20 protein-coding genes and 1 pseudogene are annotated in these 23931 nt (G+C 72.9%); 7 read left to right on the top strand and 14 right to left on the bottom strand.

Translation table 11 applies throughout. The features are described from left to right. Positions 1–55 precede the first annotated feature (55 nt). The 6 genes and pseudogenes from ACNAVT_RS16210 to ACNAVT_RS16185 all read right to left on the bottom strand — a co-directional run. Positions 56–1183 (bottom strand): annotated as a pseudogene (locus tag ACNAVT_RS16210) (arginase family protein); the annotation flags it as partial. 66 nt (positions 1184–1249) lie between these two features. Then, positions 1250–2170 (bottom strand): tetratricopeptide repeat protein, encoded by a 921-nt coding sequence (locus tag ACNAVT_RS16205; protein WP_416297096.1) that lies wholly within the window; start codon positions 2168–2170, stop codon positions 1250–1252. A gap of 115 nt (positions 2171–2285) precedes the next feature. Continuing rightward, a complete protein-coding gene (locus ACNAVT_RS16200; protein WP_416297094.1) occupies positions 2286–3974 on the bottom strand; it encodes an acyl-CoA mutase large subunit family protein in 1689 nt (562 codons plus the stop codon). Positions 3975–4071: 97 nt separating this feature from the next. After that, on the bottom strand, positions 4072–4485 hold the full coding sequence (locus ACNAVT_RS16195; RefSeq protein ID WP_416297092.1) for an Asp23/Gls24 family envelope stress response protein: 414 nt from the start codon (positions 4483–4485) through the stop codon (positions 4072–4074). 84 nt (positions 4486–4569) lie between these two features. Next, positions 4570–5505, bottom strand: a complete 936-nt coding sequence (gene meaB, locus ACNAVT_RS16190; protein ID WP_416297307.1) for a methylmalonyl Co-A mutase-associated GTPase MeaB — start codon at positions 5503–5505, stop codon at positions 4570–4572. Between the two features lie 59 nt (positions 5506–5564). Then, positions 5565–6764 (bottom strand): acetyl-CoA C-acetyltransferase, encoded by a 1200-nt coding sequence (locus ACNAVT_RS16185; protein ID WP_416297090.1) that lies wholly within the window; start codon positions 6762–6764, stop codon positions 5565–5567. A 62-nt stretch (positions 6765–6826) separates the two neighbouring features. Between ACNAVT_RS16185 and mce the strand changes: the two genes are divergently transcribed. The 5 genes from mce (at position 6827) to ACNAVT_RS16160 (ending at position 14210) form a co-directional block, all read left to right on the top strand. Then, positions 6827–7300, top strand: a complete 474-nt coding sequence (mce, locus tag ACNAVT_RS16180; protein WP_416297087.1) for a methylmalonyl-CoA epimerase — start codon at positions 6827–6829, stop codon at positions 7298–7300. Positions 7301–7583: 283 nt separating this feature from the next. Then, positions 7584–8939, top strand: coding sequence for a crotonyl-CoA carboxylase/reductase (gene ccrA, locus ACNAVT_RS16175; protein WP_416297305.1), 1356 nt, complete (start codon positions 7584–7586; stop codon positions 8937–8939). Between the two features lie 278 nt (positions 8940–9217). After that, a complete protein-coding gene (locus ACNAVT_RS16170; protein WP_416297084.1) occupies positions 9218–10468 on the top strand; it encodes a cell division protein DivIVA in 1251 nt (416 codons plus the stop codon). Positions 10469–10635: 167 nt separating this feature from the next. After that, positions 10636–12864: a hypothetical protein gene (locus ACNAVT_RS16165; protein WP_416297082.1), complete on the top strand. Its 2229-nt coding sequence runs from the start codon at positions 10636–10638 to the stop codon at positions 12862–12864. 266 nt (positions 12865–13130) lie between these two features. Further along, the gene (locus ACNAVT_RS16160; protein ID WP_416297302.1) at positions 13131–14210 is read left to right on the top strand and encodes an AI-2E family transporter; all 1080 of its coding nucleotides are present in this window, start codon (positions 13131–13133) and stop codon (positions 14208–14210) included. Between the two features lie 9 nt (positions 14211–14219). Here ACNAVT_RS16160 and ACNAVT_RS16155 read toward each other — a convergent pair whose 3' ends face one another. From ACNAVT_RS16155 to ACNAVT_RS16125, 7 genes are all read right to left on the bottom strand, one after another. Continuing rightward, positions 14220–15029: an alpha/beta hydrolase gene (locus ACNAVT_RS16155; protein ID WP_416297080.1), complete on the bottom strand. Its 810-nt coding sequence runs from the start codon at positions 15027–15029 to the stop codon at positions 14220–14222. 66 nt (positions 15030–15095) lie between these two features. Continuing rightward, positions 15096–15422 (bottom strand): hypothetical protein, encoded by a 327-nt coding sequence (locus ACNAVT_RS16150; RefSeq protein WP_416297078.1) that lies wholly within the window; start codon positions 15420–15422, stop codon positions 15096–15098. 65 nt (positions 15423–15487) lie between these two features. After that, positions 15488–16570 carry a hypothetical protein gene (locus tag ACNAVT_RS16145; protein WP_416297076.1) on the bottom strand — a complete coding sequence of 361 codons (1083 nt, stop codon included), beginning with the start codon at positions 16568–16570 and terminating at the stop codon, positions 15488–15490. After that, on the bottom strand, positions 16567–17061 hold the full coding sequence (locus ACNAVT_RS16140; protein ID WP_416297074.1) for a SigE family RNA polymerase sigma factor: 495 nt from the start codon (positions 17059–17061) through the stop codon (positions 16567–16569). The genes ACNAVT_RS16145 and ACNAVT_RS16140 overlap by 4 nt, the downstream gene beginning before the upstream one ends. Positions 17062–17101: 40 nt before the next feature. Beyond that, on the bottom strand, positions 17102–18892 hold the full coding sequence (locus ACNAVT_RS16135) for a 3-hydroxyacyl-CoA dehydrogenase family protein (protein ID WP_416297072.1): 1791 nt from the start codon (positions 18890–18892) through the stop codon (positions 17102–17104). Positions 18893–19015: 123 nt separating this feature from the next. Then, positions 19016–20080, bottom strand: a complete 1065-nt coding sequence (locus ACNAVT_RS16130; protein WP_416297070.1) for an alpha/beta fold hydrolase — start codon at positions 20078–20080, stop codon at positions 19016–19018. 171 nt (positions 20081–20251) lie between these two features. Next, positions 20252–20713, bottom strand: coding sequence for an FHA domain-containing protein (locus tag ACNAVT_RS16125; RefSeq protein WP_416297068.1), 462 nt, complete (start codon positions 20711–20713; stop codon positions 20252–20254). 250 nt (positions 20714–20963) lie between these two features. Between ACNAVT_RS16125 and ACNAVT_RS16120 the strand changes: the two genes are divergently transcribed. Next, complete coding sequence (locus ACNAVT_RS16120) at positions 20964–22463, top strand: aldehyde dehydrogenase family protein (protein WP_416297066.1); 1500 nt, start codon at positions 20964–20966, stop codon at positions 22461–22463. Positions 22464–22502: 39 nt separating this feature from the next. On the opposite strand, the gene nucS is transcribed toward ACNAVT_RS16120, so the two are convergent. Then, a complete protein-coding gene (gene nucS / locus ACNAVT_RS16115; protein ID WP_416297064.1) occupies positions 22503–23162 on the bottom strand; it encodes an endonuclease NucS in 660 nt (219 codons plus the stop codon). Positions 23163–23233: 71 nt separating this feature from the next. Here nucS and ACNAVT_RS16110 point away from each other — a divergent pair, with 71 nt between their 5' ends. Next, positions 23234–23851 (top strand): DUF4126 domain-containing protein, encoded by a 618-nt coding sequence (locus tag ACNAVT_RS16110; protein WP_416297062.1) that lies wholly within the window; start codon positions 23234–23236, stop codon positions 23849–23851. The last annotated feature ends 80 nt before the right edge of the window (positions 23852–23931 follow it).

Raw genomic sequence — 23931 nt, 5'->3', positions numbered from 1 at the left:
CCGGCGCCCGGCGCAGCAGCCCCCCCGGGCCCCCGGCGGTCGCCTCCCGGCCGTCGTTCGGCGACTCGCCCCCGCCCTCCTGGCCGGGCGAGGCGCCGTCGGCCGCCTCAGGTGGGGTCGGCGCCGGGCCGATGGGCTCCACCGCGACCGCGGGGGCCGGGGTGGCCGCCGGGGGCGGCAGGGCCGGACGACCCGCCAGGCGCCCGTTGCCCGGGCGGGGTGACGGCGCCACCGGGGTGGCGGGCAGCAGCCGGGGCGGCAGCGCGCTCGGCGCGGAGACCGGCGCCAGCCCCGCCACCACGGTGTTGACGATCTCGGCGGCGTACGACCCGTCCGGGTCGTAGTCGGGGTCGAAGACGGTCAGCTCGACACCGAGACAGTGCGGGGTGTCCACCAGGCCGGCGAGCAGGATCTCCAGCTCGGCGAAGGCGATCCCGCCCGGGTCGGGCGCGTCCACGGCGGGCATCACCGCCGGGTCGAGCACGTCCACGTCGATGTGCACCCAGTAGCCGGCGCAGTCCGCCAGCTGCTCGTGCGCCCACTGGGCGGTCCGGGCCGCACCCTCGGCCCGCAGCGCCGGCACCGGCCGGGTGGTGATCCCGGCGGCCTGGAGGTCGAGCCGGTACTCGTCCTGCGCCCGGATGCCGAGCACCACCACGTCGATGTCGCGGAAGTATGGTCGCCGCCCCTCGAGGGCGGCCAGATCCGCCTGCCCCCGACCGGTGACCAGGGCCAGGTCCTCCCCCGCCGCCGCGCCCACGTACGAGGCGTTGCCGGGGTGCCGGAAGTCCGAGTGGCCGTCGACGAAGACCAGCCCGATCCGGCCGCCCACGGCCTCGCCGAGCCGGTGCATGGCCAGCGCCGAGCCGAGCAGCACCGAGCAGTCCCCGCCGAGCACCAGCGGGAACTCGCCCCGGTCGATGATCGCGCCGATCCGGTCGGCCAGCGCCATCGAATACGCGGAGATCTCCCTGGCGTGGCAGACCCCGTCCCCGGGGCGCCAGTCTCCCGGGTCGTACCGGGGCGGGGTCAGGCAGCCGGCGTCGCGGGCCCGCAACCGGGCGAGCAGGTCGTGGTCGCGCAGCGCGCCGGGCGCCTTGCCGCAGCCCGGGACCGAGGTCACGGTGGGCGGGCGCAGCCCGAGGTTGGTCGGCGCGTCGAGGACGGCGATCCGGCGCATCATGGGCTCCCGTCCTCGGAGGTCGGGCGGGCCGGCCGGTACGCCGGCCCGCGCTGGCGTGCTACGAACTCAGAACAAAGCGCTGGCCAGGGCCCGCCGGGCGGCCGCCACGGCCGGGTCGTCCGGACCGGCGATGGTGAAGAGCGAGACCAGGTGCTGGCGGGCCTTGTCCCGGTCGTCGCCGGCGGTCCGGCGGACCAGGCCGACGAGCCGGGCGTACGCCTGCTCGGCCAGACCGCTGAGCACCTCGATGTCGGCCGCCAGGAGCTGGGCCTCGACGTCGTCGGGGGCCTGCTCGGCGGCGGCGAGCGCGGCATTCGGGTCGGCTCCGGCCACCCGGCGGGCCACCCCCACCTGAGCCAGGCCGGCCTCGGCCGCGACGTCCGCCGGGCTCTCGGCCAGGATCTTCCGGTACGCCGCCTCGGCCGCGTCCAGGTCGCCGGACATCAGCGCGTCGTCCGCCTCGGTCAGCCGGGGATCCTCCGCCTCGGCGACGGTGACCCCGCCGGCCTTGAGAACGGCCTGGATCCACTGGCGGAGCTGCGCCTCCGGCACCACGCCCGAGAAGGCGTCGATCGGCTGACCGCCGACCACCGCGTACACCATCGGGATGCCCTGGACCCGGAACATCTGGGCGAGGCGCGGGTTGGCGTCGACGTCGACCTTGGCGAGCACCCAGGCGCCGTCGCCCTCGGCGGCCAGCCGCTCCAGCACCGGCGAGAGCTGCTTGCAGGGCGCGCACCACTCGGCCCAGAAGTCCACGACGACCGGGGTGGTCAGCGACCGCTCCAGCACCTCGGACTGGAACGTCGCCTCGGTCACGTCGATAACGGCCGCATCGCCACCCGCTGTGGGACCGCCGGGGCCGCCGGCGGGCGGGCCGGCCTGGGCCGGTGTGGTGGGTTGGGAGGGGGCCGGGGTGCCGCGCAGCGCGCTGAGGTCGACCGCGCCGCGGGTGAAGATCGACGAGGTGATCCGTGGGTCGCTCATGGTTATCTAGTCTCGCACGTGTCCCGCTGAACTCAGATCAACCGCGACGGCGACAGTTGCAACTCTCACGCCTGGTCGGCGCCGGTGCCGGACGTCCCGGCACCGGCGCGGCGACTCAGAAGCGGGCAGGCTCGCGGTAGACGCCCCACTCGGCGCGCAGCGCGTCGCAGATCTCGCCCAGCGTCGCCTCGGCGCGGACGGCGTCCAGCATGGCCGGAATCATGTTCTCCCCGGTCCGGCTGACCTCGACCATGCGCCGCACGGCGGCCTTGACCGCGGCGTCGTCGCGGCCACCCTTGCGCTCGGCGAGCACCCGGCGCTGCTCCAGCTCCACCTCGTGCGAGATGCGCAGGATCTCCAGGTCCTTGGCGACGGTGCCGGTGTGGCAGTTGACGCCGACGATCTTCTTGTCGCCCTTCTCCAGCGCCTGCTGGTAGGCGAAGGCCGACTCGGCGATGTGGCCGGTGAACCAGCCGTCCTCGATGCCACGCAGGATGCCCGAGGTCATCGGGCCGATCTTGTGCGGGCCGTCGCCGCCGAGCTGCCGGATCCGGGCGAAGATCTCCTCCGCCTCGGCCTCGATCCGGTCGGTGAGCGCCTCGACGTACCAGGAGCCACCGAGCGGGTCGGCCACGTTGGTCACCCCGGTCTCCTCCATCAGCACCTGCTGGGTACGCAGGGCGATCTCGGCCGACTCGTCGGTGGGCAGGGCCAGGGTCTCGTCCAGGGCGTTGGTGTGCAGCGAGTTGGTGCCGCCCAGCACCGCCGCCAGGGCCTCCACCGCGGTCCGCACCACGTTGTTGACCGGCTGCTGGGCGGTGAGCGACACCCCGGCGGTCTGGGTGTGGAACTTCAGCCAGAGCGCCTTCTCGCTGGTGGCGCCGTAGACGTCGCGCAGCCAGCGGGCCCAGATCCGGCGGGCGGCCCGGAACTTGGCGATCTCCTCGAAGAAGTCCACGTGGGAGTCGAAGAAGAAGCTCAGGCCCGGGGCGAAGACGTTGACGTCCAGCCCGCGGGAGAGGCCCAGCTCGACGTAGCCGAACCCGTCGGCCAGGGTGTACGCCAGCTCCTGCGCGGCGGTCGCGCCGGCCTCCCGGATGTGGTAGCCGGAGACCGACAGCGGCTTGTACTTCGGGATCTCCCGGGCGCAGTACTCCATCAGGTCGCCGATCAGGCGCAGGTGCGGCTCGGGGTCGAAGAGCCACTCCTTCTGCGCGATGTACTCCTTGAAGATGTCCGTCTGGAGCGTGCCGTCCAGGGTGGACAGATCGGCGCCCTGCCGCTCGGCGGCGACCAGGTACATGCAGAAGACCGGCACGGCCGGGCCGGAGATGGTCATCGAGGTGGTCACGCCGGCCAGGTCGATGCCGCCGAAGAGCACCTCCATGTCGGCGGCCGAGTCGATCGCCACGCCGCAGTGGCCGACCTCACCGAGCGACTGAGGGTCGTCGGAGTCGCGCCCCATCAGGGTCGGCATGTCGAACGCGACGGAGAGCCCGCCGCCGCCCGCGCCGAGGATCATCTTGTAGCGCTCGTTGGTCTGCTGGGCGTTGCCGAAGCCGGCGAACTGCCGGATGGTCCAGGTCCGCCCGCGGTAACCGGTCGGATAGAGCCCCCGGGTGTACGGGAACTCACCCGGCCAGCCGATCCGCTCGAAGCCCGGGTACGCCACGCCCTCCGGCGGGCCGTACGCCGGCTCCACGGTCATCCCGGAGAGCGTGGTGAAGTCCGCGTCCCGCTTGCGGGCGGCGTCGTAGCGGGCCTGCCAGCGGGCCCGACCGGCGGCGATCTCGTCGGCGTCCATGCGCGGAGCTCCTCCTCGAGTCCTCGACCTGAAGACCGAGTGTAGAACGGGTGCCTGAACGATCGCTAAGGATGTGCGTACCGGCCGGTAACCCGACTCAGGCCGACGGTGCCACCGGCCCGCCCAGGGCCACGTCGTCGACCCGGATGTTGATCTCGTCGACCCGCAGCCCGTACGCCTCGACGGCCGCGGTCACCGCGGACCGGACCGCGTCGGTCACCTCGGGGACCGACCGGCCGCCGTCGATCACGATGACCAGGTTGATCACCGCAGCGCCGTTGGTGACATGGGCGGTGCAGCCCCGCCGGGCGTCGCCGAGCTGGTCCAGCCCGACCCGGTCCAGCACGGCGTTGAAGAAGCGGGCCACGTCACCGCCGAGCTCGGCCACCCCGGGCACGGACTTCGCGGCGGCCACCGCGATCTTCTCCACCACCTCGTCGGAGACCTGCGTCGCGCCGCCCGCCACCGCGTCCGGCGTCACCGACAGCTCCTGGGTCGCCTCGTCAGCCATGCTCTACCCGCCCACTCGTCCCGCCCCACGACCGCCATGAGGCGGTGCGAGCGTACTAGTTGGGCGAGGTCCGCAGTGGACCAGTCAGGCCCCCAGTTGGGCCAACAGCTCGCCGGCGGCAGCGTACGGGTCGATCGCGCCCTCGGCCACCTTGGACGCGAGGGTCGGCAGCTGCGTACCGTCGCGCAGCGAACCGATCCGGGCCCGGAGGGCGCCGAGGGCGATCGCCTCGATCTCGGCGGCGGCCCGCGCCTCCCGGCGGCGGCGCAGCTCGCCGTGCCGCTCCAGCCAGTCGCGGTGCTTGTCGATCGCGGCGGCGATGTCGTCGATCCCCTCGCCGCGCACGGCGATGGACCGGACCACCTGCGGCCGCCACTCGCCCGGCCCGCGCTCGCCCAGGGCGATCATGCCCTGGATGTCGCGGACGGTGGCGTCGGCGCCGTCCCGATCGGCCTTGTTGACCAGGAAGACGTCGGCGATCTCCAGAATGCCGGCCTTGACCGCCTGGATGGCGTCGCCCATGCCCGGTGCGAGCAGCACCAGGGTGGTGTCGGCCAGCGACGCCACCTCGACCTCGGCCTGCCCGACGCCGACCGTCTCCACCAGGACCACGTCGCAGCCGGCGCCCTCCAGCACCCGGACCGCCTGCGGCGTCGCCGCCGAGAGCCCGCCGAGGTGGCCGCGGCTGGACATCGAACGGATGTAGACCCCGGGGTCGGTGGCGTGGTCCTGCATCCGGACCCGGTCGCCGAGGATCGCCCCACCCGTGAAAGGGCTGGACGGGTCGATGGCCAGCACGCCGACCCGGTGGCCGCGCGTCCGCAGCGCCCGGACCAGCTCGTTGGTGGTGGTCGACTTGCCCACCCCCGGCGATCCGGTCAGGCCGACCACCTGGGCGTGCCCGCTGTACGGCGCCAGCGCCGCCGCCACCTGCGGCAGCACCTCGTCGCCGGACTCGACCAGGGTGATCAGCCGGGCCACCGCGCGGGGATCACCCGCGCGGGCCCGCTCCACCAGCATCGGTACGTCCCGACTCCGGCGCACCGGTCCGGCGGCCCCGGCCAGGCTGTTCTCGTCGGTCACTGCGCGGACTCACCGCCGGACGGCACGTGGATGATCAGCGCGTCGCCCTGGCCGCCGCCGCCGCAGAGCGCGGCCGCACCGGTGCCGCCGCCCCGGCGCCTGAGCTCCTGCGCCAGGGTGAGCACCAGCCGGGCGCCGGACATGCCGATCGGGTGGCCGAGCGCGATGGCGCCGCCGTTGACGTTGACCTTCTCCGGGCTGACGCCCAGGTCCCGGGTGGACTGGATGCCGACCGCCGCGAAGGCCTCGTTGATCTCGATGAGGTCGAGGTCGGAGACGGTCAGGCCGGCCTTCTTCAGCGCGTGGTTGATGGCGTTGGACGGCTGCGAGTGCAGGGAGTTGTCCGGGCCGGCCACGTTGCCGTGCGCACCGATCTCGGCAAGCCAGGTCAGCCCCAGCTCCTTGGCCTTGGCCTTGCTCATCACGACCACCGCGGCGGCGCCGTCCGAGATCGGCGAGGAGCTGCCGGCGGTGATCGTGCCGTCCTTGGTGAACGCGGGCCGCAGCTTGGCCAGCGACTCGGCCGTGGTGTCCGGGCGGATGCCCTCGTCCTCGCTGATCACCAGCGGGTCGCCCTTGCGCTGGGGAATGACCACCGGAGCGATCTCATCGGCGTAGTGCCCGTTCTTCTGGGCGGCGGCGGCGCGCTGGTGGCTGGCGGCGGCGAAGGCGTCCTGCTCCTCGCGGGTGATGCCGTGCTTCGCCCCGTGCCGCTCGGTCGACTCGCCCATCGAGCAGCAGTCCCAGGCGTCGCTGAGGCCGTCCAGCGCCATGTGGTCCTTGATCGTCACGTCGCCGTACTTGTAGCCGGTGCGCTGGCCGAGGAGCAGGTGCGGGGCGTTGGTCATCGACTCCATGCCGCCGGCCACCACGATGTCGAACTCGCCGGCCCGGATGAGCTGGTCGGCCAGGGCGATGGCGTCCAGGCCGGAGAGGCAGACCTTGTTGATGGTCAGCGCCGGGGTGGACATCGGGATGCCCGCCTCGACGGCCGCCTGGCGGGCCGGGATCTGGCCCGTGCCGGCCTGGAGCACCTGGCCCATGATCACGTACTGCACCTGGTCCGGGGTCACGCCGGCGCGCTCCAGGGCCGCCTTGATCGCGACGCCACCGAGCCGGGTCGCCGGGAGATCCTTGAGGTTGCCCAGCAGTCGCCCCATCGGGGTCCGCGCGCCGCTGACGATCACCGAAGCCATGCCTGCCTCCGAGGGGGGTGCCGACCTGTACGCCTTAACGATTGTTCGGTCAGACTAGCGCCATGGCTGAGAACTCCCCCGCCGAGCCCGCTGCCGACTATGTCACAGGCGTCGGCCTGCTCCGGATCGACCACGTCGGGATCGCCGTGGCCGACCTGGATGCCGCGATCGACTTCTACCAGCGCACCTTCGGGATGCGCTGCGTGCACGTCGAGACCAACGCCGAACAGGGCGTCCGCGAGGCGATGCTGGCCGTCGGCCCGACCACGGAGGGCGGCTGCCTGCAGCTGCTCGCCCCGCTGTCGCCGGACTCGACGATCGCCAAGTTCCTGGACCGCAACGGGCCGGGTGTGCAGCAGGTCGCGTACACCGTGGCCGACATCGACGCGGCCTGCGCCACGCTGCGCGAGCGGGGCGTCCGGCTGCTCTACGAGACCCCGAAGCGGGGCACCGCCGACTCGCGGATCAACTTCGTGCACCCGAAGGACGCCGGCGGCGTGCTGGTCGAGCTGGTCGAGCCCGCCGCCACCCACTGAGCCCTGCGAGGAGGGTCCCTCGTTGTCGCCAGGGACCCTCCCTCAGCTGCGGGACGGCGTGCGGCAATGCGCGTTTCACCGTTCCCGCGGACACCTCCACGCATCGGTCGATGCAGTTTTTCACAGGAGACTTCCGACCCTAGCTACCGTTAAGTAACATCCGCCCCACCGGAGCGCGACCGGTGCCGGATGTGTCGATTGCCGACATGGCGGTCCCGTCGCACCGGCGCCGACGATGGCAGCACCCCTGCCCTGGCGCGGGGCGGACGATCGGGAGGTCACCGTGCAGGACATCCTCGAAGCGATCATGGCGGCGGAGGGCTCCGCGCAGCCGGAACGGGAACTCGCCGGCCTCGCCGGCCTGCCGGTGCCGGACAGCTACCGGGGCGTGGTCGTCCGCGCCGAGGACACCCGGATGTTCGACGGCATGGCCACCCGGGACAAGGATCCGCGCAAGGCGCTGCACCTGCAGGAGGTGCCCACCCCCGAACTCGGCCCGGGTGAGGCGCTGGTCGCGGTGATGGCCAGCGCGATCAACTACAACACCGTCTGGACCAGCATCTTCGAGCCGCTGCCGACCTTCAGGTTCCTGCAGCGCTACGGGCGGCTCTCCGAGCTGACCCGCCGGCACGACCTGCCGTACCACGTGGTCGGGTCCGACGCGGCCGGTGTGGTGCTGCGGACCGGCCCCGGGGTGACCCGGTGGAAGGCCGGCGACGAGGTGGTCGCGCACTGCCTCTCGGTGGAGTTGGAGGACGCCGCCGGCCACGACGACACCATGCTCGACCCGCAGCAGCGGATCTGGGGCTTCGAGACAAACTTCGGCGGCCTGGCCGAGCTGGCCGTGGTCAAGGCCAACCAGCTCATGCCCAAGCCGCGCCACCTGGCCTGGGAGGAGGCGGCCAGCCCGGGCCTGGTCAACTCCACGGCCTACCGGCAGCTGGTGTCCCACCACGGGGCGAACATGAAGCAGGGCGACGTGGTGCTGATCTGGGGGGCCTCCGGCGGCCTCGGCAGCTACGCCACCCAGATGGCGGTCAACGGCGGCGCGATCCCGGTCTGCGTGGTCTCCTCGCCCGAGAAGGCCGAGCTGTGCCGGCGGATGGGCGCCGAGCTGGTCATCGACCGAGCCGCCGAGGGCTTCCGCTTCTGGCGTGACGAGGAGACCCCGGACCCGGACGAGTGGCGCCGCTTCGGCGAGCGCGTCCGGGAACTGACCGGCGGTGAGGACCCGGACATCGTCTTCGAGCACCCCGGCCGGGAGACCTTCGGCGCCAGCGTCTATGTCGCCAAGCGCGGCGGCACCATCGTCACCTGCGCCTCCACCAGCGGCTACCAGCACCACTACGACAACCGCTATCTCTGGATGCACCTCAAGCGGATCGTCGGCAGCCACTTCGCCAACTACCACGAGGCATGGCAGGCCAACCGCCTGGTGGCGCTGGGCCGGGTCCACCCGACCGTGTCGCGGACCTACCCGCTGGCACAGACCGGCCAGGCCGCGTACGAGGTGCACCGCAACGCGCACCAGGGCAAGGTCGGCGTACGGTGCCTCGCCCCGACCGACGGCCTCGGGGTCCGGGACACCGAGCGGCGCGCCCGGCACGAATCGGCGATCAACCGGTTCCGCGGGCACTGAGCCGTCCGGCTGATCCCGGCACGGCCATTGCGGCGAGGCGGCATTGCCTTTCCATCGTCCGGGGCACCATTCGCCCGATGCCCGGCAAAGGGTCGCGGGGCATCGCCCGGCGGCCCTTTTCGCGCTCACGCCGTGGGCCGCCCGACCCGCCCGGGACCTGCCAAGATCGCCGTTTGGTCCGGTCCCGCTCCGGGGCCCGAAGATGACCATGTAATGAGGACACGAAAGCGGCGCACCGCTCTTGCGAAGCACCCTGGGGCGTCTGCCAGTATGTCCCAATGCCCCAGCAGCACTCCTCCCCGCTTGCGTTCTTCGACAACGCGAACTCCCAGCCAGATTTCACGGTCACCCTGCGCGGATACGAAAAGGGTCAGGTCGACGACTTCATCGGCCGGCTGAGCGCCGCGCTGACGCAGTCCGAGCAGGCCCGGGCCGAGGCCGAGCAGCGGATGAACGACGCCCAGCGCCGGCTCCGCCAGGCCGAGCAGCGCCAGGGCACCCTCGAGCAGAAGCTCGCCGAGACCAACAAGCAGCTCGAGGAGAACAGCCGGCCGACGCTCTCCGGCCTGGGCACCCGCGTCGAGCAGATCCTCCGGCTGGCCGAGGAGCAGGCCAACGACCACCGCAACGAGGCCAAGCGCGAGTCGGAGGGCATCCTCTCCGCCGCCCGCCTGGAGGCACGGGAGATCACCGACAAGGCGCGCGCCGAGGCTGCCGCGATGAAGGCCACCGCCGAGCGGGAGGCCGGCGGCGTCCGTACCGCCGCCGAGCGGGAGGCCGCGGAGGTCCGGGTGCAGGCCCGCCGTGAGGCGGAGACCCTGCGCGCCGACGCCGAGCGGGAGACCAAGCAGCTGCGGACGGTCACCGCGCACGAGGTGGCCGAGCTGAAGTCCACCGTCGAGCGTGAGGTCGCCACCCTGCGGGCCACCGCCGAGCGGGAGATCACCCAGCAGCGGGCGAAGGCCGCCCGGGAGGCCGAGGAGAAGCGCGCCGAGGCGACCAAGCTGCTGACCGACGCGCGGGACAAGCGCGACAAGGACCTCCAGGCCCTGGAGCTCCAGCTCGCCGAGCGGCGCGAGAAGGCCGAGCGCGAGGAGTCGGAGCGGCACGCCGCCCAGGTCGCGCAGACCCAGAAGCTGGTCAGCGAGGCCGAGCAGCGGGCGCGGGCGGCCCAGGAGCGGGCCAAGGAGATCGAGCAGCGGGCCGAGTCCCGCCGGGTGGAGTCCGAGCGCACCGCCACCGAGACGGTGGACAAGGCCAAGGCGCTGGCCGACAAGACGCTGAACGAGGCACGGGCCGAGGCGCAGCGCCTGCTCAGCGAGGCCCGCACCGAGGCGGAGCTGACCACCCAGGCGGCCCGGCGCGAGGTCGAGGACCTCACCCGGCAGAAGGACGCCGTCACCTCCCAGCTCGGGCAGATGCTCTCCGGTCTCGCCGGCATCGTGCCGGGCGTGCCGGCGGGCGCCAAGGCGGAGGCGGCCAAGGCCGACGGCGCCGAGGAAAAGGCCACCGCCGAGTCGGCGAAGTAGGCACCACCCGCAACGGGGCATGAGCCACGGCGCGGGGTGACACCGGGTGACCGGTGCACCCCGCGCCGTGGCGCTTTCCCGCCCCTTTTCGATACCTCGGTGAAGTAGGTCCCATCAGGGGCGTCCGTATCGCCCCAGCAGGGCCTGATGCGTGTGAGGATGGGGGCATGTCGCACGGCGAGGAACTGTTTGCTCTCGGCGGGGACGTGGCTACGGAGCCCAGCTTCGAGTCCGCCCTGCGGGGATACGAGAAACGACAGGTCGACCGGTACGTCGCTCGCGCGGAGCACGAGATCACGGCGCTGGCGGCCGAGCGGGAGCAGGCGTACGCCCAGATCCACAAGCTGGCCGGCCAGGTGGAGGTCCTGCAACGCGACCTCGCCCAGGTGCGCAAGCAGGTGGGCGTTGTCGACCGGGCCTCGTTCCGGCATCTCGGCCCGCGGGTCGAGCAGATCCTCATCATGGCCGAGGAGCAGGCCGACGACATCGTGGCCGCCGCCAACGAGGAGATAGAGGCCCGCCGAGCGGCCGCCGAGCACATCGTCGAGGAGGCCCGGGAGCAGTCCGCCCAGGCCCTCAAGGACTTCGAGATCGCCCTCTCCGCCCGACGGGCCGAGGAGGAACGGCACACCACCGCCCGCAAGGCCGCGGCGGACGCCGCCCTCAAGGCGGCGAAGGAAGAGTCCGAGAAGCTGCGCCGGAACGCCGAGGTGGCGCTGGCCAAGGCCCAGCAGGAGGCCACCCACCTGCGGGACACCGCCAAGGAGATCCACACCCGAGCCCAGCAGGAGTCCACCCGGCTGCGCGAAACGGCCAAGGAGACGGTGGCCAAGGCCCAGCAGGAGGCCACCCAGCTCCGCGAAGCGGCCAAGGAGGTGCACGCCAAGGCGCAGCAGGAGGCCAAGCGCCTCACCGACACCGCGACCGAGGCCGGCCGGGCCACCCACGCCAAGGCACTCGCCGAGGCCAAGAAGATCGTCGACGACGCGGAGGAGGCGGCGAAGGCGACCCGGAGCCGGGCCCGGACCGAGGCCAACCGGCTCACCACCGAGGCCACCGAGGCCGGCAAGCGCAGCCGGGCCGAGGTCGAGGCGTACGTCCAGCGGGTGCGGAGCGAGACCGAGGAGGCCGGCAAGCGCAGCCGGGCCGAGGTCGAGGCATACGTCCAGCGGACGCGGAGCGAGACCGAGGCGTACGTCCAGTCGGCCCGCGCTCAGACCCAGCAGGAGCTGGGCGCCTGGCGGGCCGGCGTGGAGAAGGAGGTCAACTCCCGGCGGGATGCGGCCGACAAGGAGTTCGCCAGGCGCCGCGCCGCCGCCGAGCAGGAGTACGCGAAGCGCAGCGACGAGCTCGACAAGAAGCACAAGGAGCGGCACGACGAGCTGGAGAAGACGTACGCCGCCAAGCGCGCGGAGATCGAGCAGGGCGCCAACTCGATCCGGCAGGAGTTCGCGAAACGCCGCGACGAGCTCGACACGCAGCACAAGAAGCGGCACGACGAGCTGGAGAAGACGTACGCCGCCAAGCGCGCGGAGATCGAGCAGGGCGCCAACTCGATCCGGCAGGCGGCCGAGCAGGAAGCGGTCACCATGCGCCAACGGGCCAAGGTCGAGGCCACCGAGCTGCTGCGCCGCGCCGACGCGGACGCCGCCGACAAGCGCCGCAAGGCCGACGAGCACGTCGCCGCCTCCCGCCGCCAGTTCGAGGAGTACGCGGCCACCACCCAGCAGCACCTGGCCACCACCCAGCAGCACCTCGCCGCCACGCAGCAGGAGGTGGCCGCCGGCCGGCAGCAGCTCGCGCAGGTGATGCTGGAGATCGCCCAGGCCCAGCAGGAGCTGGCCGACCTGCGGACCGAGACCTGGAAGTCCCGCCAGGAGTCCGACGACCTCCAGCGCGAGCTCGCCGAGCGGCGGCTGACGGCAACCACCGACGGGAGCGGCCTCGCCGCCACCCCCGTCGACCCGGACCGGCTGCCCGCCACGCCCGGCGGCAACGCCGGCCCGGCGCCGACGGCGGGCGGCGCCCCGGCGGCCGACAAGGGCACGGCACCCGTGCCCACGAAGGAGACCGCCGCAGCCGCGAAGGAGACCGCGGCGGTCGCCCCCACCGGCGGCGAGTCGGCCCCGGCGACCAAGGAGCCGGCGACCAACGAGCCGGCAACCGGGGCCGGGAGCGCGAAGCCGGTCGCCGAGCCGGTGACCACCGTGGACGGGGGCGGTGCTGCCGCCGGGGTGGACGGCGAGCCGACCGTGGCCGCCGTGCCGGGCGAGGGCGGCCGGGGCGCCACCCCGACGAAGATCACCAGCACCGGCGAGAACGGCAAGCGCCCGACCAAGCCGACCACCGACGAGCGCACCGCCAAGCCGAGCACGGTCACCGTCGAGTCCGACTGACCGGACGAGGCCGGGAGCGGGGTGGCCCCGCACCGGGATGGCCGTCACGTCCACCTACCGCTACCCTCCGGGCAGGGAGAGCCCCGCTCCAGTTCGTGGGCGGGTGCGGGAGGCGTCCGGCGCCGTGCGCCGGAGCGGGATCCGGGGAGGTCGGGTTGGCGCAGGACGGGCCGGCGGGCGACGCCCGTCCCGAGGACAACGACCCGCTGGACGCGCTGCGCCCCGAGGACGAGCCGGCGGACGAGTCCGAGCGGACCGCCGTCGACGTGGCAACCGAGCCGACGGAATTCGAGCCGAGCGGACGGTTCGGCATACCGGGGAAGCCGCTGCGGCGCAGCAGCTTCCTCGTCGGTTTCACCGGGGCGCTCGGCGTGCTGCTGGCGTACGCGGTCTTCCTGGCCGTACGCAACTCCGCCGGCATCCTGGTGCTGGTGGTCATCGCGATCTTCCTCGCCGTCGGCCTGCACCCGGCGGTCGTCCGGCTGCGCGGCTGGGGGCTGCCGCACGGGCTGGCGGTGGCGGTGGTGACGCTGACCGTGCTGCTGCTGATCGTCGGCGGGCTGCTGGCGCTCGTGCCGCCGGTGGTGACCCAGTCCGGCCAGTTCATCGCACACCTCCCCGGCTACGTCGAGGAGCTACGCCGCAACGAGACCGTCAACGACCTCATCGAGCGGTACGACGTGATGGAACGGGTCCGGGCGGCGGCGAACGCGGACACCATCGGCCGGGCCCTCGGTGGCGTCCTGGGCGGGGCGCAGCTGATCTTCGGCACCCTCTTCCGGGCACTGACGGTGCTGGTGCTGACGATCTATTTCCTGGCCTACTTCGACAAGCTGCGCGACCTCGGGTACGCGCTGGTGCCGCGCACCCGCCGGACGCGGGTGCGCCTGATCGGCGACGAGATCCTGACCCGGGTCGGCGCGTACATGGTGGGGGCGCTGGCCATCGCGGTGCTGGCCGGGGCGAGCACGTTCGTCTTCGCCCTGATCGTCGGGCTGCCGTACCCCTTCGCGCTGGCCGTGGTGGTCGCGGTGACCGACCTGATCCCGCAGATCGGCGCGACCCTGGGCGCGGTGGTGGTAAGCCTGGTGGGTTTCGCCACCGACCTGGGGGTCGGCATCGCCTGCGTGGTCTTCTTCGTGGTCTACCAGCAGGTGGAGAACTACCTGATCTACCCGAAGATCATGCGCCGGGCGGTCTCGGTCAACGAGGTGGCGGCGCTGCTCGCCGCGCTGCTCGGGGTGTCGCTGCTGGGCGTGGTCGGGGCGCTGATCGCGATCCCCACGGTGGCCGCGCTCCAGCTGATCCTCCGCGAGGTGGTCCTGCCCCGCCAGGAGTCCCGGTGACGGCGGGGGTCAGCCCGCCCGGCGCTGCTGCGGACCGGGGACCGGGGTGTCGGCGAAGGCGGCCACCGTCCGGTCGGCGTACGCGCTGACGTCGCCGGTCTCCATCGGGCCGTCCCAGGTGGTCGGCAGCGGCACCGACACGGCCGGGTTGACCCGCCGGACGATCTCGTCGAGCACCGTCTCCGCGTCGCCGACCCAGAGGTGCTTGGCGCCGGGCACCCCGACCACCTCGGCCTGCGGCACGGCCGCGAAACGCTGCCGGGCCTCCTCGGGGCGGAGGTAGTCGTCGAACTCGGGCACCAGGGCGGTGAGCGGCTTGCCCGACTCCGCCCAGACGGTCAGGTCCGCGGGCTCGGAGAAGCGCAGCGGCGGGGAGAGCAGGATCGCCCCGGACACCGCCGGGTCGCAGCCGTACTTGAGCGTCAGGTCGGTGCCGAAAGACCAGCCGACCAGCCAGATGTTCGGCAGCTCGTGGAACTCGGCGTACTCGACGGCGGCGGCCACGTCGAAGCGCTCGCCGACCGCGCTGTCGAAGGCACCCTCGCTGGTGCCCCGGACGCTGCTGGTGCCCCGGGTGTTGAACCGGAGCACGGCCAGGTCGGCCAGCGCGGGCAGCCGCCACGCGGCCTTGCGGAACACGTGGCTGTCCATCATCCCGCCGTGGGTGGGCAGCGGGTGCAGGCAGACCAGGGTGCCGGCCGGTTCCCGGTCCAGCGGGCGGGCCAGCTCACCGACCAGGGTCAAGCCGTCGGCGGTGTGCAGCTCGATGTCCTCCCGGTGGCCGGGCAGGATCGACGACGCACGGATCGGTGTGCTCACCGTTCCAGTCTCCCGCGCCGCCGCTCGCGCCGCCCGCCGGGGCGGAAACAGGGTGATCCAGATCGCTCAGCCGTACCGGGGGGCGCCGCGGCCCCGCTGGAGGTTCGGCCCGCGCCGGTCCCGGGCCCCCCAGCAGCCGCTGTGCCAGTGGCGCCGGTCGGTGAGGTCACCGCGTTCGTCGGCCGGCCAGGCCACCAGGTGCGGCACCCCGGGGCGGATCTCCTGGTCGCAGCCCGGACAGCGGTACGTCTTGACCGACGCCCCGCCGCTGATCCCGCGTACCTGCCAGTCGCCGTCGCGCCACTGCTGGACGGTGGGCGCGCCCTCGCGTGCCCGGTCGGAGTCGAGGCGGGTGGTCTCGTCCCGGCGGGGGCGGTTGCGACGGGGGCTCACGGTCACCAAGCGTACGGTCCGCCGGCCGGACCGCCCCGGGACGGGCGGTCCGGCCAGTGGCACCCTCACTCCCAGGTCTCCGGGTCGGTCAGGTCCTTCGCCACCTGCGCCCCGGCCAGCACGCTCGTCGCGTCGGCCTCCGTGAAGCCCGGGTGGTCCTTGGAGGGGTCGATCCCTGGCATCGGCCAGCCGAAGTCGGCGGTCAGGTGTGCTCTCGAAATGCCGAGCAGTTCGAGCGTCGTGCCGCCCGGATAGAGGTAGGCGGGACGGCCACCCACCGTGCGGTTGCTCTCGTCGCGGTCGGCCGCAATCTGCGCCCCGTACTGCAACCGCACCCACATGGTCGCCGACGGCTCCCGGTAGAGGGTGAGTTCGACGTTGAGACCCCCGGGAAAGGCGTGGGCGTCGACGGAGCAGCTGACCACTCTCGCACCCGCCGGCAGCGCGCTCAGCCGCAGGGGCGCGTCGCACCGGCGTGCCTCACCCCAGCGGAGAGCGTTCACGGCCTTGGCCAGCATGCCCCGATCGGTGTCGCCGAGCATGCTCGCCCGGGCGTACAGGCCGGGGACGGGCTGCCAGGCCTTGACCAGACCGCCGGCTCCGTTGCGGAACTGCCGGACGACGCCGTCGAAGGTCACCGGGACCACGGCCTGCTCGATGGGGCGGCCATCGAGCAGAAGCTCGTCGACCTCCTGCGCGGAGCGGCTCACCTCAACCAGGACCGGCGGTCCGCCCCCGACACTCAACCGGATCGACTCGACCTGGTTCGCGCCGTAGACGGCCCAGCTCAGGTAGCGGGCCCGGCGGGTGTCCACGCCCAGGTGCAGCACCTGCGTGTCGGTGCCGACCAGGTCGGGGCGTTGCGCGGCACCGGGCACCCCGTCGGCGCGTGGTGGCACCGGCGCGGCGACGGTGGGCGTGGCGGCCGCCCACGGCAGCCGTCCGGTCAGTCCGCCCACGTCCGTGGTCGCCACCCCGGCGAAACCGAGCACGCCGACGAGGGCCAGCGCGGTGCCGGCGGCGACCCGGTGGTGGCGCCGGCGGCGGCGACCGAGGGCACGCGAGGCGCCCAACAGTCGATGGGTGTCGATCTCCCCGGCGGCGTGCTCCCGCAGCGCCGAGATGATCCGCTGGTCGAGGTCGGTCACGGCCGGCTCCCGTTGATCGTCGGGACGCCGCAGCGCTCCCGGAGGTGGGCGAGCGCCCGCATCGCGTGGGTGCGGACGGTGACCGGCGAGCAGTCGAGGATCTGGGCGATCGTCGTGTCGTCCAGATCCTCGTAGTAGCGCAGCACCAGCACGGCGCGCTGGCGGTCGGGCAGCGCCAGGATCAGCCGCCACATCTCGTCCCGGTCGGCCGCCTCGCCGCCGAGATCGCCGTGGTGGGCCCGCTCGGCGAAGGTGTCCACGGCCAGTTCCCGGTTGGACCGCCGCCGCCACCACGAGCTGTTGGCGTTGACCAGCATCCGCCGCACGTACACGTCGGGCCGGTCGGCCCCGGCGATCTTCCGCCAGTGCACGTACGCGCGGGCCAGCACGTCCTGGGTCAGGTCCTCGGCGCGGTGCTCGTCGCCGGTCAGCAGCCGGGCCAGGCGCACCAGGGCCGGGCCGCGGCTGCCGACGTACTCCTCGAAGGTCACACCCTCAAGACGCCGTCACCGGCGCCCGGTGTTGACCCGGTCAGCGGTGAGTGTGGTCGCGGAAGCCGCGACCGCTCTTGAGGCCGAGGTAGCCGGCGGTGACCAGGTGCTCCAGCAGCGGCGCGGGGGCGAAGCCCGGCTCGCGCAGCTCCAGGTAGAGCTCCCGCTGGATGGCCAGCGCGACGTCCAGGCCGACCACGTCGAGCAGCTCGAACGGGCCCATCGGGTAGCCGCAGCCGAGCTTCATCGCGTGGTCGATGTCGTCGGCGGTCGAGTAGCTCGCCTCCAGCATCTTCACCGCGTCGTTCAGATACGGGAAGAGCAGCGCGTTGACGATGAAGCCGGACCGGTCACCGCAGACCACACCGGTCTTGCCCAGCGCCGCGCAGACCGCGCGGGCGGTGGCGGTGGTCTCCGCCGAGGTTCGGATGGTCTGCACGATCTCCACCAGCGGCATGATCGGCGCCGGGTTGAAGAAGTGCAGGCCGATGACGTCGGCCGGGCGCTGGGTGGCCATCGCCACGTCGATCACCGGCAGCGAGGAGGTGGTGGTGGCGAGCACCACGCCCGGCTTGCAGATCTCGTCGAGGCTGGCGAAGAGGGCCTTCTTGACGCTCAACTCCTCGACCACCGCCTCGACCACCAGGTCGACGTCGGCGAGGTGGTCCAGGGTGGCGGACCAGGTGACCCGGCCCAGCGCGGCGTCCCGCTCCTCGTCGCTCAGCTTGCCCCGGACCACGCCCTTGTTCAGCGAGGTCTTGACCGCCTCGCAGACCTTCGCCGACTTCTCCGCGCCCCGGGTCACGGAGACGACCTCGTACCCGGCCTTGGCGAAGACCTCGATGATGCCGGTGGCCATGGTGCCGGAGCCGACGATGCCGACCTTGGCGATAGCCCGCGCGCCGTCGGCGAGCGCGGCCTCCGTGGTCACCGGCGTCTGCTCGTCCGGTACGACCTTCGGCGAGCCCGGCCGCTCATAGGTGTAGAAGCCGCGGCCGGACTTCCGGCCGAGCAGCCCGGCGGTGACCATCTGCTTGATCAGCGGCACCGGGGCGTGCCGGCGGTCCCGGCCGCCGCGCCGGTACATGGTGTCCAGGATCTCGTACGCGGTGTCCAGGCCGATCAGGTCCATCAGGGCGAGCGGACCCATCGGCAGGCCGCAGCCGAGCTTCATCGCGGCGTCGATGTCCTCGCGGGAGGCGTACCGCGCCTCGACCAGGCTCACCGCGTGGTTGAGGTAGCCGAAGAGGAGCGCGTTGGCGATGAAGCCGGCGCGGTCGTTGATGGTCACGTCGACCTTGCCGAGCCGCTCGCAGAGCGCCTCCACGTCGGCGACGACGTCGGCGGAGGTGACCACCGTGCGGACCACCTCGACCAGCTTCATCACCGGCGCCGGGTTGAAGAAGTGGATGCCGATGACCTGGTTCGGCCGGGTGGTGGCGACGGAGATCTCGGTGACGCTCAGCGAGGAGGTGTTGGTGGCGAGGATCGCCTCGGGCTTGCAGACCCGGTCCAGCTCGGCGAAGATCCGCTGCTTCAGGTCCAGGTGCTCGGGCACGGCCTCGATGACCAGGTCGACCGAGTGCAGCGCGTCCAGCCCGACCTGGAAGTCGACCCGGCTCAGCAGGGCGTCCCGGTCGGCCTCGGCGAGCTTGCCCTTGGCCACCGCCCGGTCGGTCGAGCCGGTGAGGGTGACCCGGCCGCGCTCCAGGGCTGCGGAGGAGATCTCCACGGCCACCACGTCGATGCCGTTGCGGGCGAACACCTCGACGATGCCGGCACCCATGGTGCCCAGACCCACCACGCCCACCCGGGTGAACTCGCGCGCCACGACCGGCCTCCCCTGTCCGCTCCGCGCGGCCGCACATGAACGGCCACTAAGGTTATGCGCGCGAGTCTGCCACGTGACGTTCCGTTGTCGAGGCGCGGTGGGATATTTCACGGTCCGGGCGGTTCATACCTCCGCCGGCGCCCCCACCAGCGCCAGCAGCTCGGCGACGAACTCGGCCGGCCGCTCCACGTGCGGGCTGTGGCCGCAGCCGGGCAGCACCACCTCCCGGTACGTCCCGCCGGCCGCCGCGTACCGGTCCAGCACCGCCCGGGTCTGGCCGACCATGGGCTGCGGCGGGCAGTCCGCCGCACCCGGCCAGCCCGGCACCACCCCGAGCGACCCCAGGTATGCCAGGTCGAACAGCGAGGTGTCCGAGACGATCACGTCGGTGTCGCCGCGTACCCAGGTCACCGGCGGCTTGACCGGGACAGCGACCAGCTCTTCCGCCACCCGGAACCACCTGGGCGCCAGCGCGTTGAGCACCCCGCGCTCCCCCGCCGCCGTGCCCGGCCACTGCGGCGAGGCGACCGCCGTGCCGGGGTAGTTGTCGTCCCCGGTGGCGGTGGTGAGCATGCTGTCCAGCAGCAGTTCCTCGTCCTCCCCGAGCGACGCCGGGTCGGCCACGTAGGCCGTGTGCAGCACCGTGCGCGGGCTGGTCGGGCCGTCCGCGCCCCGGTCCTGCGCGGCGAGCCGGGCGACGAAGTCGGGGTTGGCGCCACCCGCGCCGGTCCCGGCGAAGTCCGGCGTGGTCGGCGTGCCGTCGAGGTCCCGGGTGCCGCCGAAGCCGTACGGGGAGACCGGCGCCTCCAGCAGCAGGCCGGCCACCCGATCGGGACGGTCGACCAGCAGCCGCATCGCCACCCCGCCGCCCAGCGAGTGCCCGACGACCACCGGCCGGGCACCGGGCGCGAACAGGCCGGGGGCGTCGAGCAGGGCGGTCACGTCGGCGGCGAAGTCGCCGAGGCCCCGGGTGGCGTCGACCGGCACGGTGGCGGTGTCGCCGTACCCGCGCAGGTCGGGAGCGACGACGCGGAGCGTAGCCGGCAGCCGGCGGAGCAACGGCTCCCAGAACGCGGACGACGAGACGTTGCCGTGGATCAGCAGCACCGGTACGCCGTCCGGCGGGCCGGCCACCCGGACCGCCTGGGTGATGCCGTTTGCCTGGATGGTCTGCCGCTCGCTCCGCATTCGCGCATGCTGCCACGGCCGGGCCGGCCGGTCCATGTGTCCGGCCGCCACCTCGGGCCGCCGTCGGGTGTGGCCGCGCGCCGGGGCAACGCCGGCCCTAGACACGGCGCGAGCGTCAACTGTGGACGCCGACGCCTTGGCGTCAGCGGTGGGCGCGACGCGTTCGGGACGTCAGCTGCGGGTGTCGACCGGGAGCGGCAGGGCGCCTCCGAGCGGCTCCACCTGCGGACGCGGCGCCGGCGGAACGGGCAGCGGCAGGGTGGGCCGGTGGTCCCGGCGCGGGAGGGTGAAGTTGATCCCGACCGGGTCGGTCCGGGCCACGCCCGGGTCGAAGAACCGCAGGTCGGTACGGCCGATCCGGATCACGTCCCCGTCGGCGATCTGCACGCTGCCGGTGATCGGCTGGTCGTTGAGCCAGGTGCCGTTGGTCGAGCCGAGGTCCGTCAGCCACACCCCGTCGACGGTCAGCTGGACCGTGGCGTGCCGACGGCTCAGGTGCGGGTCGGCCAGCACGAGGTCGGCGGTCGGCGCCCGACCGATCACCTGCGGGTCCCGGCCGACCCGGAAGCTCAGCCCGCGCATCGCCCCGCCCGACACCGTCAGCAGCGGCATCAGCTCCGGATGCTCCTCCATCGACAGTCGACCTCCACCCCACTGTGGCCCCGGCGTCAGCCTGCCATCTCACCGTAATCGCTCCCACCACCGCCCGGTCACACCCGCGACCCCGGCCGGTTATCTCCCGTTCGCCGGTTCGGGGGGGTGTTGCCGGTTCAGCCGCCGGTAACCTCCGTCGATTCCACGGCCCGTCGACGGGCTCGACCAGGGCAGGCTACGACCTGGCCGGCACCTACCGATGAGTAACGCTCGGGTCTAGACTTCGGTTATGACGGCTGTGCATGTCCCGGGGACCCCGGTCATCGAGGACGGCCGGTTGGTCTCCACCAGCCCGGCGACCGGTGCCGAAGCCGGGCGTTTCCCGGTGGCGACCGAGGCGGACGTGCGGGGCGCGGTCGAGCAGGCCCGGGTCGCGGGCGAGTGGTGGGCCGGGCTCGGCTTCACCGGCCGGCGGGAACGACTGCTGCGCTGGCGGGGTGTGATCGCACGCCGGATCGAGGACCTGGCCGAGCTGGTGCACACCGAGGGCGGCAAACCGGTCGGGGACGCCGTCGTGGAGATCCTGACCGCGCTGGAGCACATCGACTGGGCCGCCCGCAACGCCCGGCGGGTGCTCGGGCCGCGGCGGGTCCGCTCCCGGCTGATCCTCGCCGAGTTCACCGGTCACCTGGAATACCAGCCGTACGGGGTGGTCGGCGTGATCGGCCCGTGGAACTACCCCGTCTTCACCCCGATCGGCTCCGCCGCGTACGCGTTGGCGGCCGGGAACGCGGTGGTGTTCAAGCCGAGCGAGTACACCCCGGCAGTGGGGCAGTGGCTGGTGGACCGCTTTGCGGAGGTGGCACCGGAGCAGCCGGTCTTCACCGCCGTGCACGGCCTCGGCGACGTGGGCGCCGCCCTGTGCCGCTCCGGGGTCGGCAAGGTGGCCTTCACCGGCTCCACCGGCACCGCCAGGAAGGTGATGGCCGCCTGCGCGGAGACTCTCACCCCGGTGCTGCTGGAGGCCGGCGGCAAGGACGCGATGATCGTCGACGTCGACGCCGACCTGGACGCTGCCGCCGAGGCGTGCGTCTGGGGCGGGCTGACCAACGCCGGCCAGACCTGCATCGGCATCGAGCGGGTCTACGCCGTCGACCAGGTCTTCGACGCGTTCGTCGACAAGGTGGTGACGAAGGCCGACCGGCTCACCGTCGGCCCGGAGGGCGCCGACATCGGCCCGATCACCATGCCGTCCCAGCTCGACGTCATCCGCCGGCACATCGACGACGCCGTCGCACGCGGCGGCCGGGCGGTGCTCGGCGGCCCCGACGCGGTCCAACCGCCGTACGTCCGTCCGACCGTGCTGGTGGACGTGCCGGAGGACTCGGCCGCGGTACGCGAGGAGACCTTCGGCCCGACGCTGACCGTCAACCGCGTACGCGACGTGGACGAGGCCATCGAGCGGGCCAACGCCCTCTCGTACGGCCTCGGGGGTGCGGTGTTCGGCCGGCGGCGGGCGGTGGCCGTCGCGCGGCGGCTGCGCTCCGGGATGGCCTCGATCAACTCGACGCTCACCTTCGCCGGGATGTCGACGCTGCCGTTCGGCGGCGTCGGCGACTCCGGCTTCGGCCGCATCCACGGCGAGGACGGGCTGCGCGAGTTCGGCCGGGCCAAGGCGATCACCCGCCGCCGGGCCCGCTCGCTGCTGCCGTCGATGACCTTCGAACGCACCCCGGCGGACGTCGCCCGCCTGGTCAAGGCCGCCGAGCTGATGTACGGCCGGCGCTGACTTCCCCGCCCCGGGTGGCTCCCCCCGGGGCGGGGCACCTCAGAACAGGGTCAGCTCGTCGCGCTCGATGCCGCGCAGCTTGTCATAGTCGACCACCACGCAGCGGATGCCCCGGTCGGTGGCGAGCACCCGGGCCTGCGGCTTGATCTCCTGGGCGGCGAAGACGCCGGTGACCGGGGCGAGCAGTGGATCGCGGTTCATCAGTTCGAGGTAGCGGGTGAGCTGCTCCACCCCGTCGATCTCGCCGCGCCGCTTCACCTCGACCGCGACCGCACCCTGGTTCGCGTCGCGACAGAGCAGGTCGACCGGGCCGATCGCCGTCATGTACTCCCGCCGGACCAGCGTGAAGCCCTCACCGAGGGTCGCCGGGTTGGCGGCGAGCAGCTCCTGGAGGTGCGCCTCGACGCCGTCCTTGCGCAGGCCCGGGTCGACGCCCAGCTCGTACGAGGTGTCCTGGAAGATCTCCTCAAGGGTGATCCGCAGTTCCTCGCCGGCCTTGTTGACCACCCGCCACACGCCGGGGGCCTCCTCCAGCCGGCACGGCGGGCTCATCCAGTTCAACGGCTTGTACGCGCGGTCGTCCGCGTGGATCGACACCGAGCCGTCCGCCTTCACCATGAGCAGCCGGGTGGCCGGCGGCAGGTGCGCCGAGAGCCGTCCGACGTAGTCCACCGAGCACTTCGCAATCACCAACCGCACCGGACGAGGGTAGCCGAGCACCTGGCGCCCGCCGACGAGCGCCACTGGCGTACCGGTGCGATATTGAGATCGTGCTCGAAGTCCTCACCGGTTCCGGCCTCGCCGCCTCGGCCGGCCTGAACGCCTACATCCCGCTGCTCCTCATGGGTCTGCTGGCGCGCTACACCGACCTGGTCGACCTGCCCAACGGCTGGCAGTGGCTCGGCAACGGCTGGATCATCGTGATCCTCTCCGTGCTGCTCGCCGTCGAGGTGGTCGCGGACAAGGTGCCGGTGGTCGACCACGTCAACGACGTGGTGCAGACGGTGGTCCGGCCGACCGCCGGCGGGCTGGCCTTCGGCGCCGGATCCAGCTCGCAGACCGTCACGGTCAGCGACCCGGACAGCTTCTTCTCCTCGCACCAGTGGGTGCCGGTCGTGGTCGGCGTGCTGATCGCGCTCGGCGTGCACGTGCTCAAGTCGGCGGCCCGCCCCGTCATCAACGCGACCACCGCCGGCTTCGGCGCGCCCGTCGCCAGCACCGCCGAGGACGCGACGAGCGCGGTCATGTCGGTGGTGGCGATCCTGCTGCCGGTGCTGGTGGTGGCGTTCCTGATCGGGTTCGTCGCGTTCCTGTTCTGGTTCCTGCGTCGGCGCGGGGAGCGGCGCCGGGAGAGGCAGGCGGCTCGGGCGGCTGGCTTCCGGGTTTAGTTTCTGGCTGGTCGCAGACGCCGCTGGCCGGCACCCCACGTTGCGGGGTGCCGGCCAGCGGCGTGTTGTTCACCTGTGTT

This window comes from Micromonospora sp. SL4-19 (assembly GCF_047921475.1).
Taxonomy (GTDB): domain Bacteria; phylum Actinomycetota; class Actinomycetes; order Mycobacteriales; family Micromonosporaceae; genus Micromonospora.
The sequence above is the reverse complement of the archived record's forward strand: the minus strand, read 5'-3'. Positions and strand labels throughout refer to the sequence as shown.

What these genes read in the sequence shown, in the direction of transcription:
- ACNAVT_RS16205 (WP_416297096.1), bottom strand. Translation starts at nt 2,170, where the DNA reads ATGAGCGACCCACGGATCACCTCGTCGATCTTCACCCGCGGCGCGGTC.
- ACNAVT_RS16200 (WP_416297094.1), bottom strand. Translation starts at nt 3,974, where the DNA reads ATGGACGCCGACGAGATCGCCGCCGGTCGGGCCCGCTGGCAGGCCCGC.
- ACNAVT_RS16195 (WP_416297092.1), bottom strand. Translation starts at nt 4,485, where the DNA reads ATGGCTGACGAGGCGACCCAGGAGCTGTCGGTGACGCCGGACGCGGTG.
- meaB (WP_416297307.1), bottom strand. Translation starts at nt 5,505, where the DNA reads ATGCTGGTGGAGCGGGCCCGCGCGGGTGATCCCCGCGCGGTGGCCCGG.
- ACNAVT_RS16185 (WP_416297090.1), bottom strand. Translation starts at nt 6,764, where the DNA reads ATGGCTTCGGTGATCGTCAGCGGCGCGCGGACCCCGATGGGGCGACTG.
- mce (WP_416297087.1), top strand. Translation starts at nt 6,827, where the DNA reads ATGGCTGAGAACTCCCCCGCCGAGCCCGCTGCCGACTATGTCACAGGC.
- ACNAVT_RS16170 (WP_416297084.1), top strand. Translation starts at nt 9,218, where the DNA reads ATGCCCCAGCAGCACTCCTCCCCGCTTGCGTTCTTCGACAACGCGAAC.
- ACNAVT_RS16165 (WP_416297082.1), top strand. Translation starts at nt 10,636, where the DNA reads ATGTCGCACGGCGAGGAACTGTTTGCTCTCGGCGGGGACGTGGCTACG.
- ACNAVT_RS16130 (WP_416297070.1), bottom strand. Translation starts at nt 20,080, where the DNA reads ATGCGGAGCGAGCGGCAGACCATCCAGGCAAACGGCATCACCCAGGCG.
- ACNAVT_RS16125 (WP_416297068.1), bottom strand. Translation starts at nt 20,713, where the DNA reads ATGGAGGAGCATCCGGAGCTGATGCCGCTGCTGACGGTGTCGGGCGGG.
- ACNAVT_RS16120 (WP_416297066.1), top strand. Translation starts at nt 20,964, where the DNA reads ATGACGGCTGTGCATGTCCCGGGGACCCCGGTCATCGAGGACGGCCGG.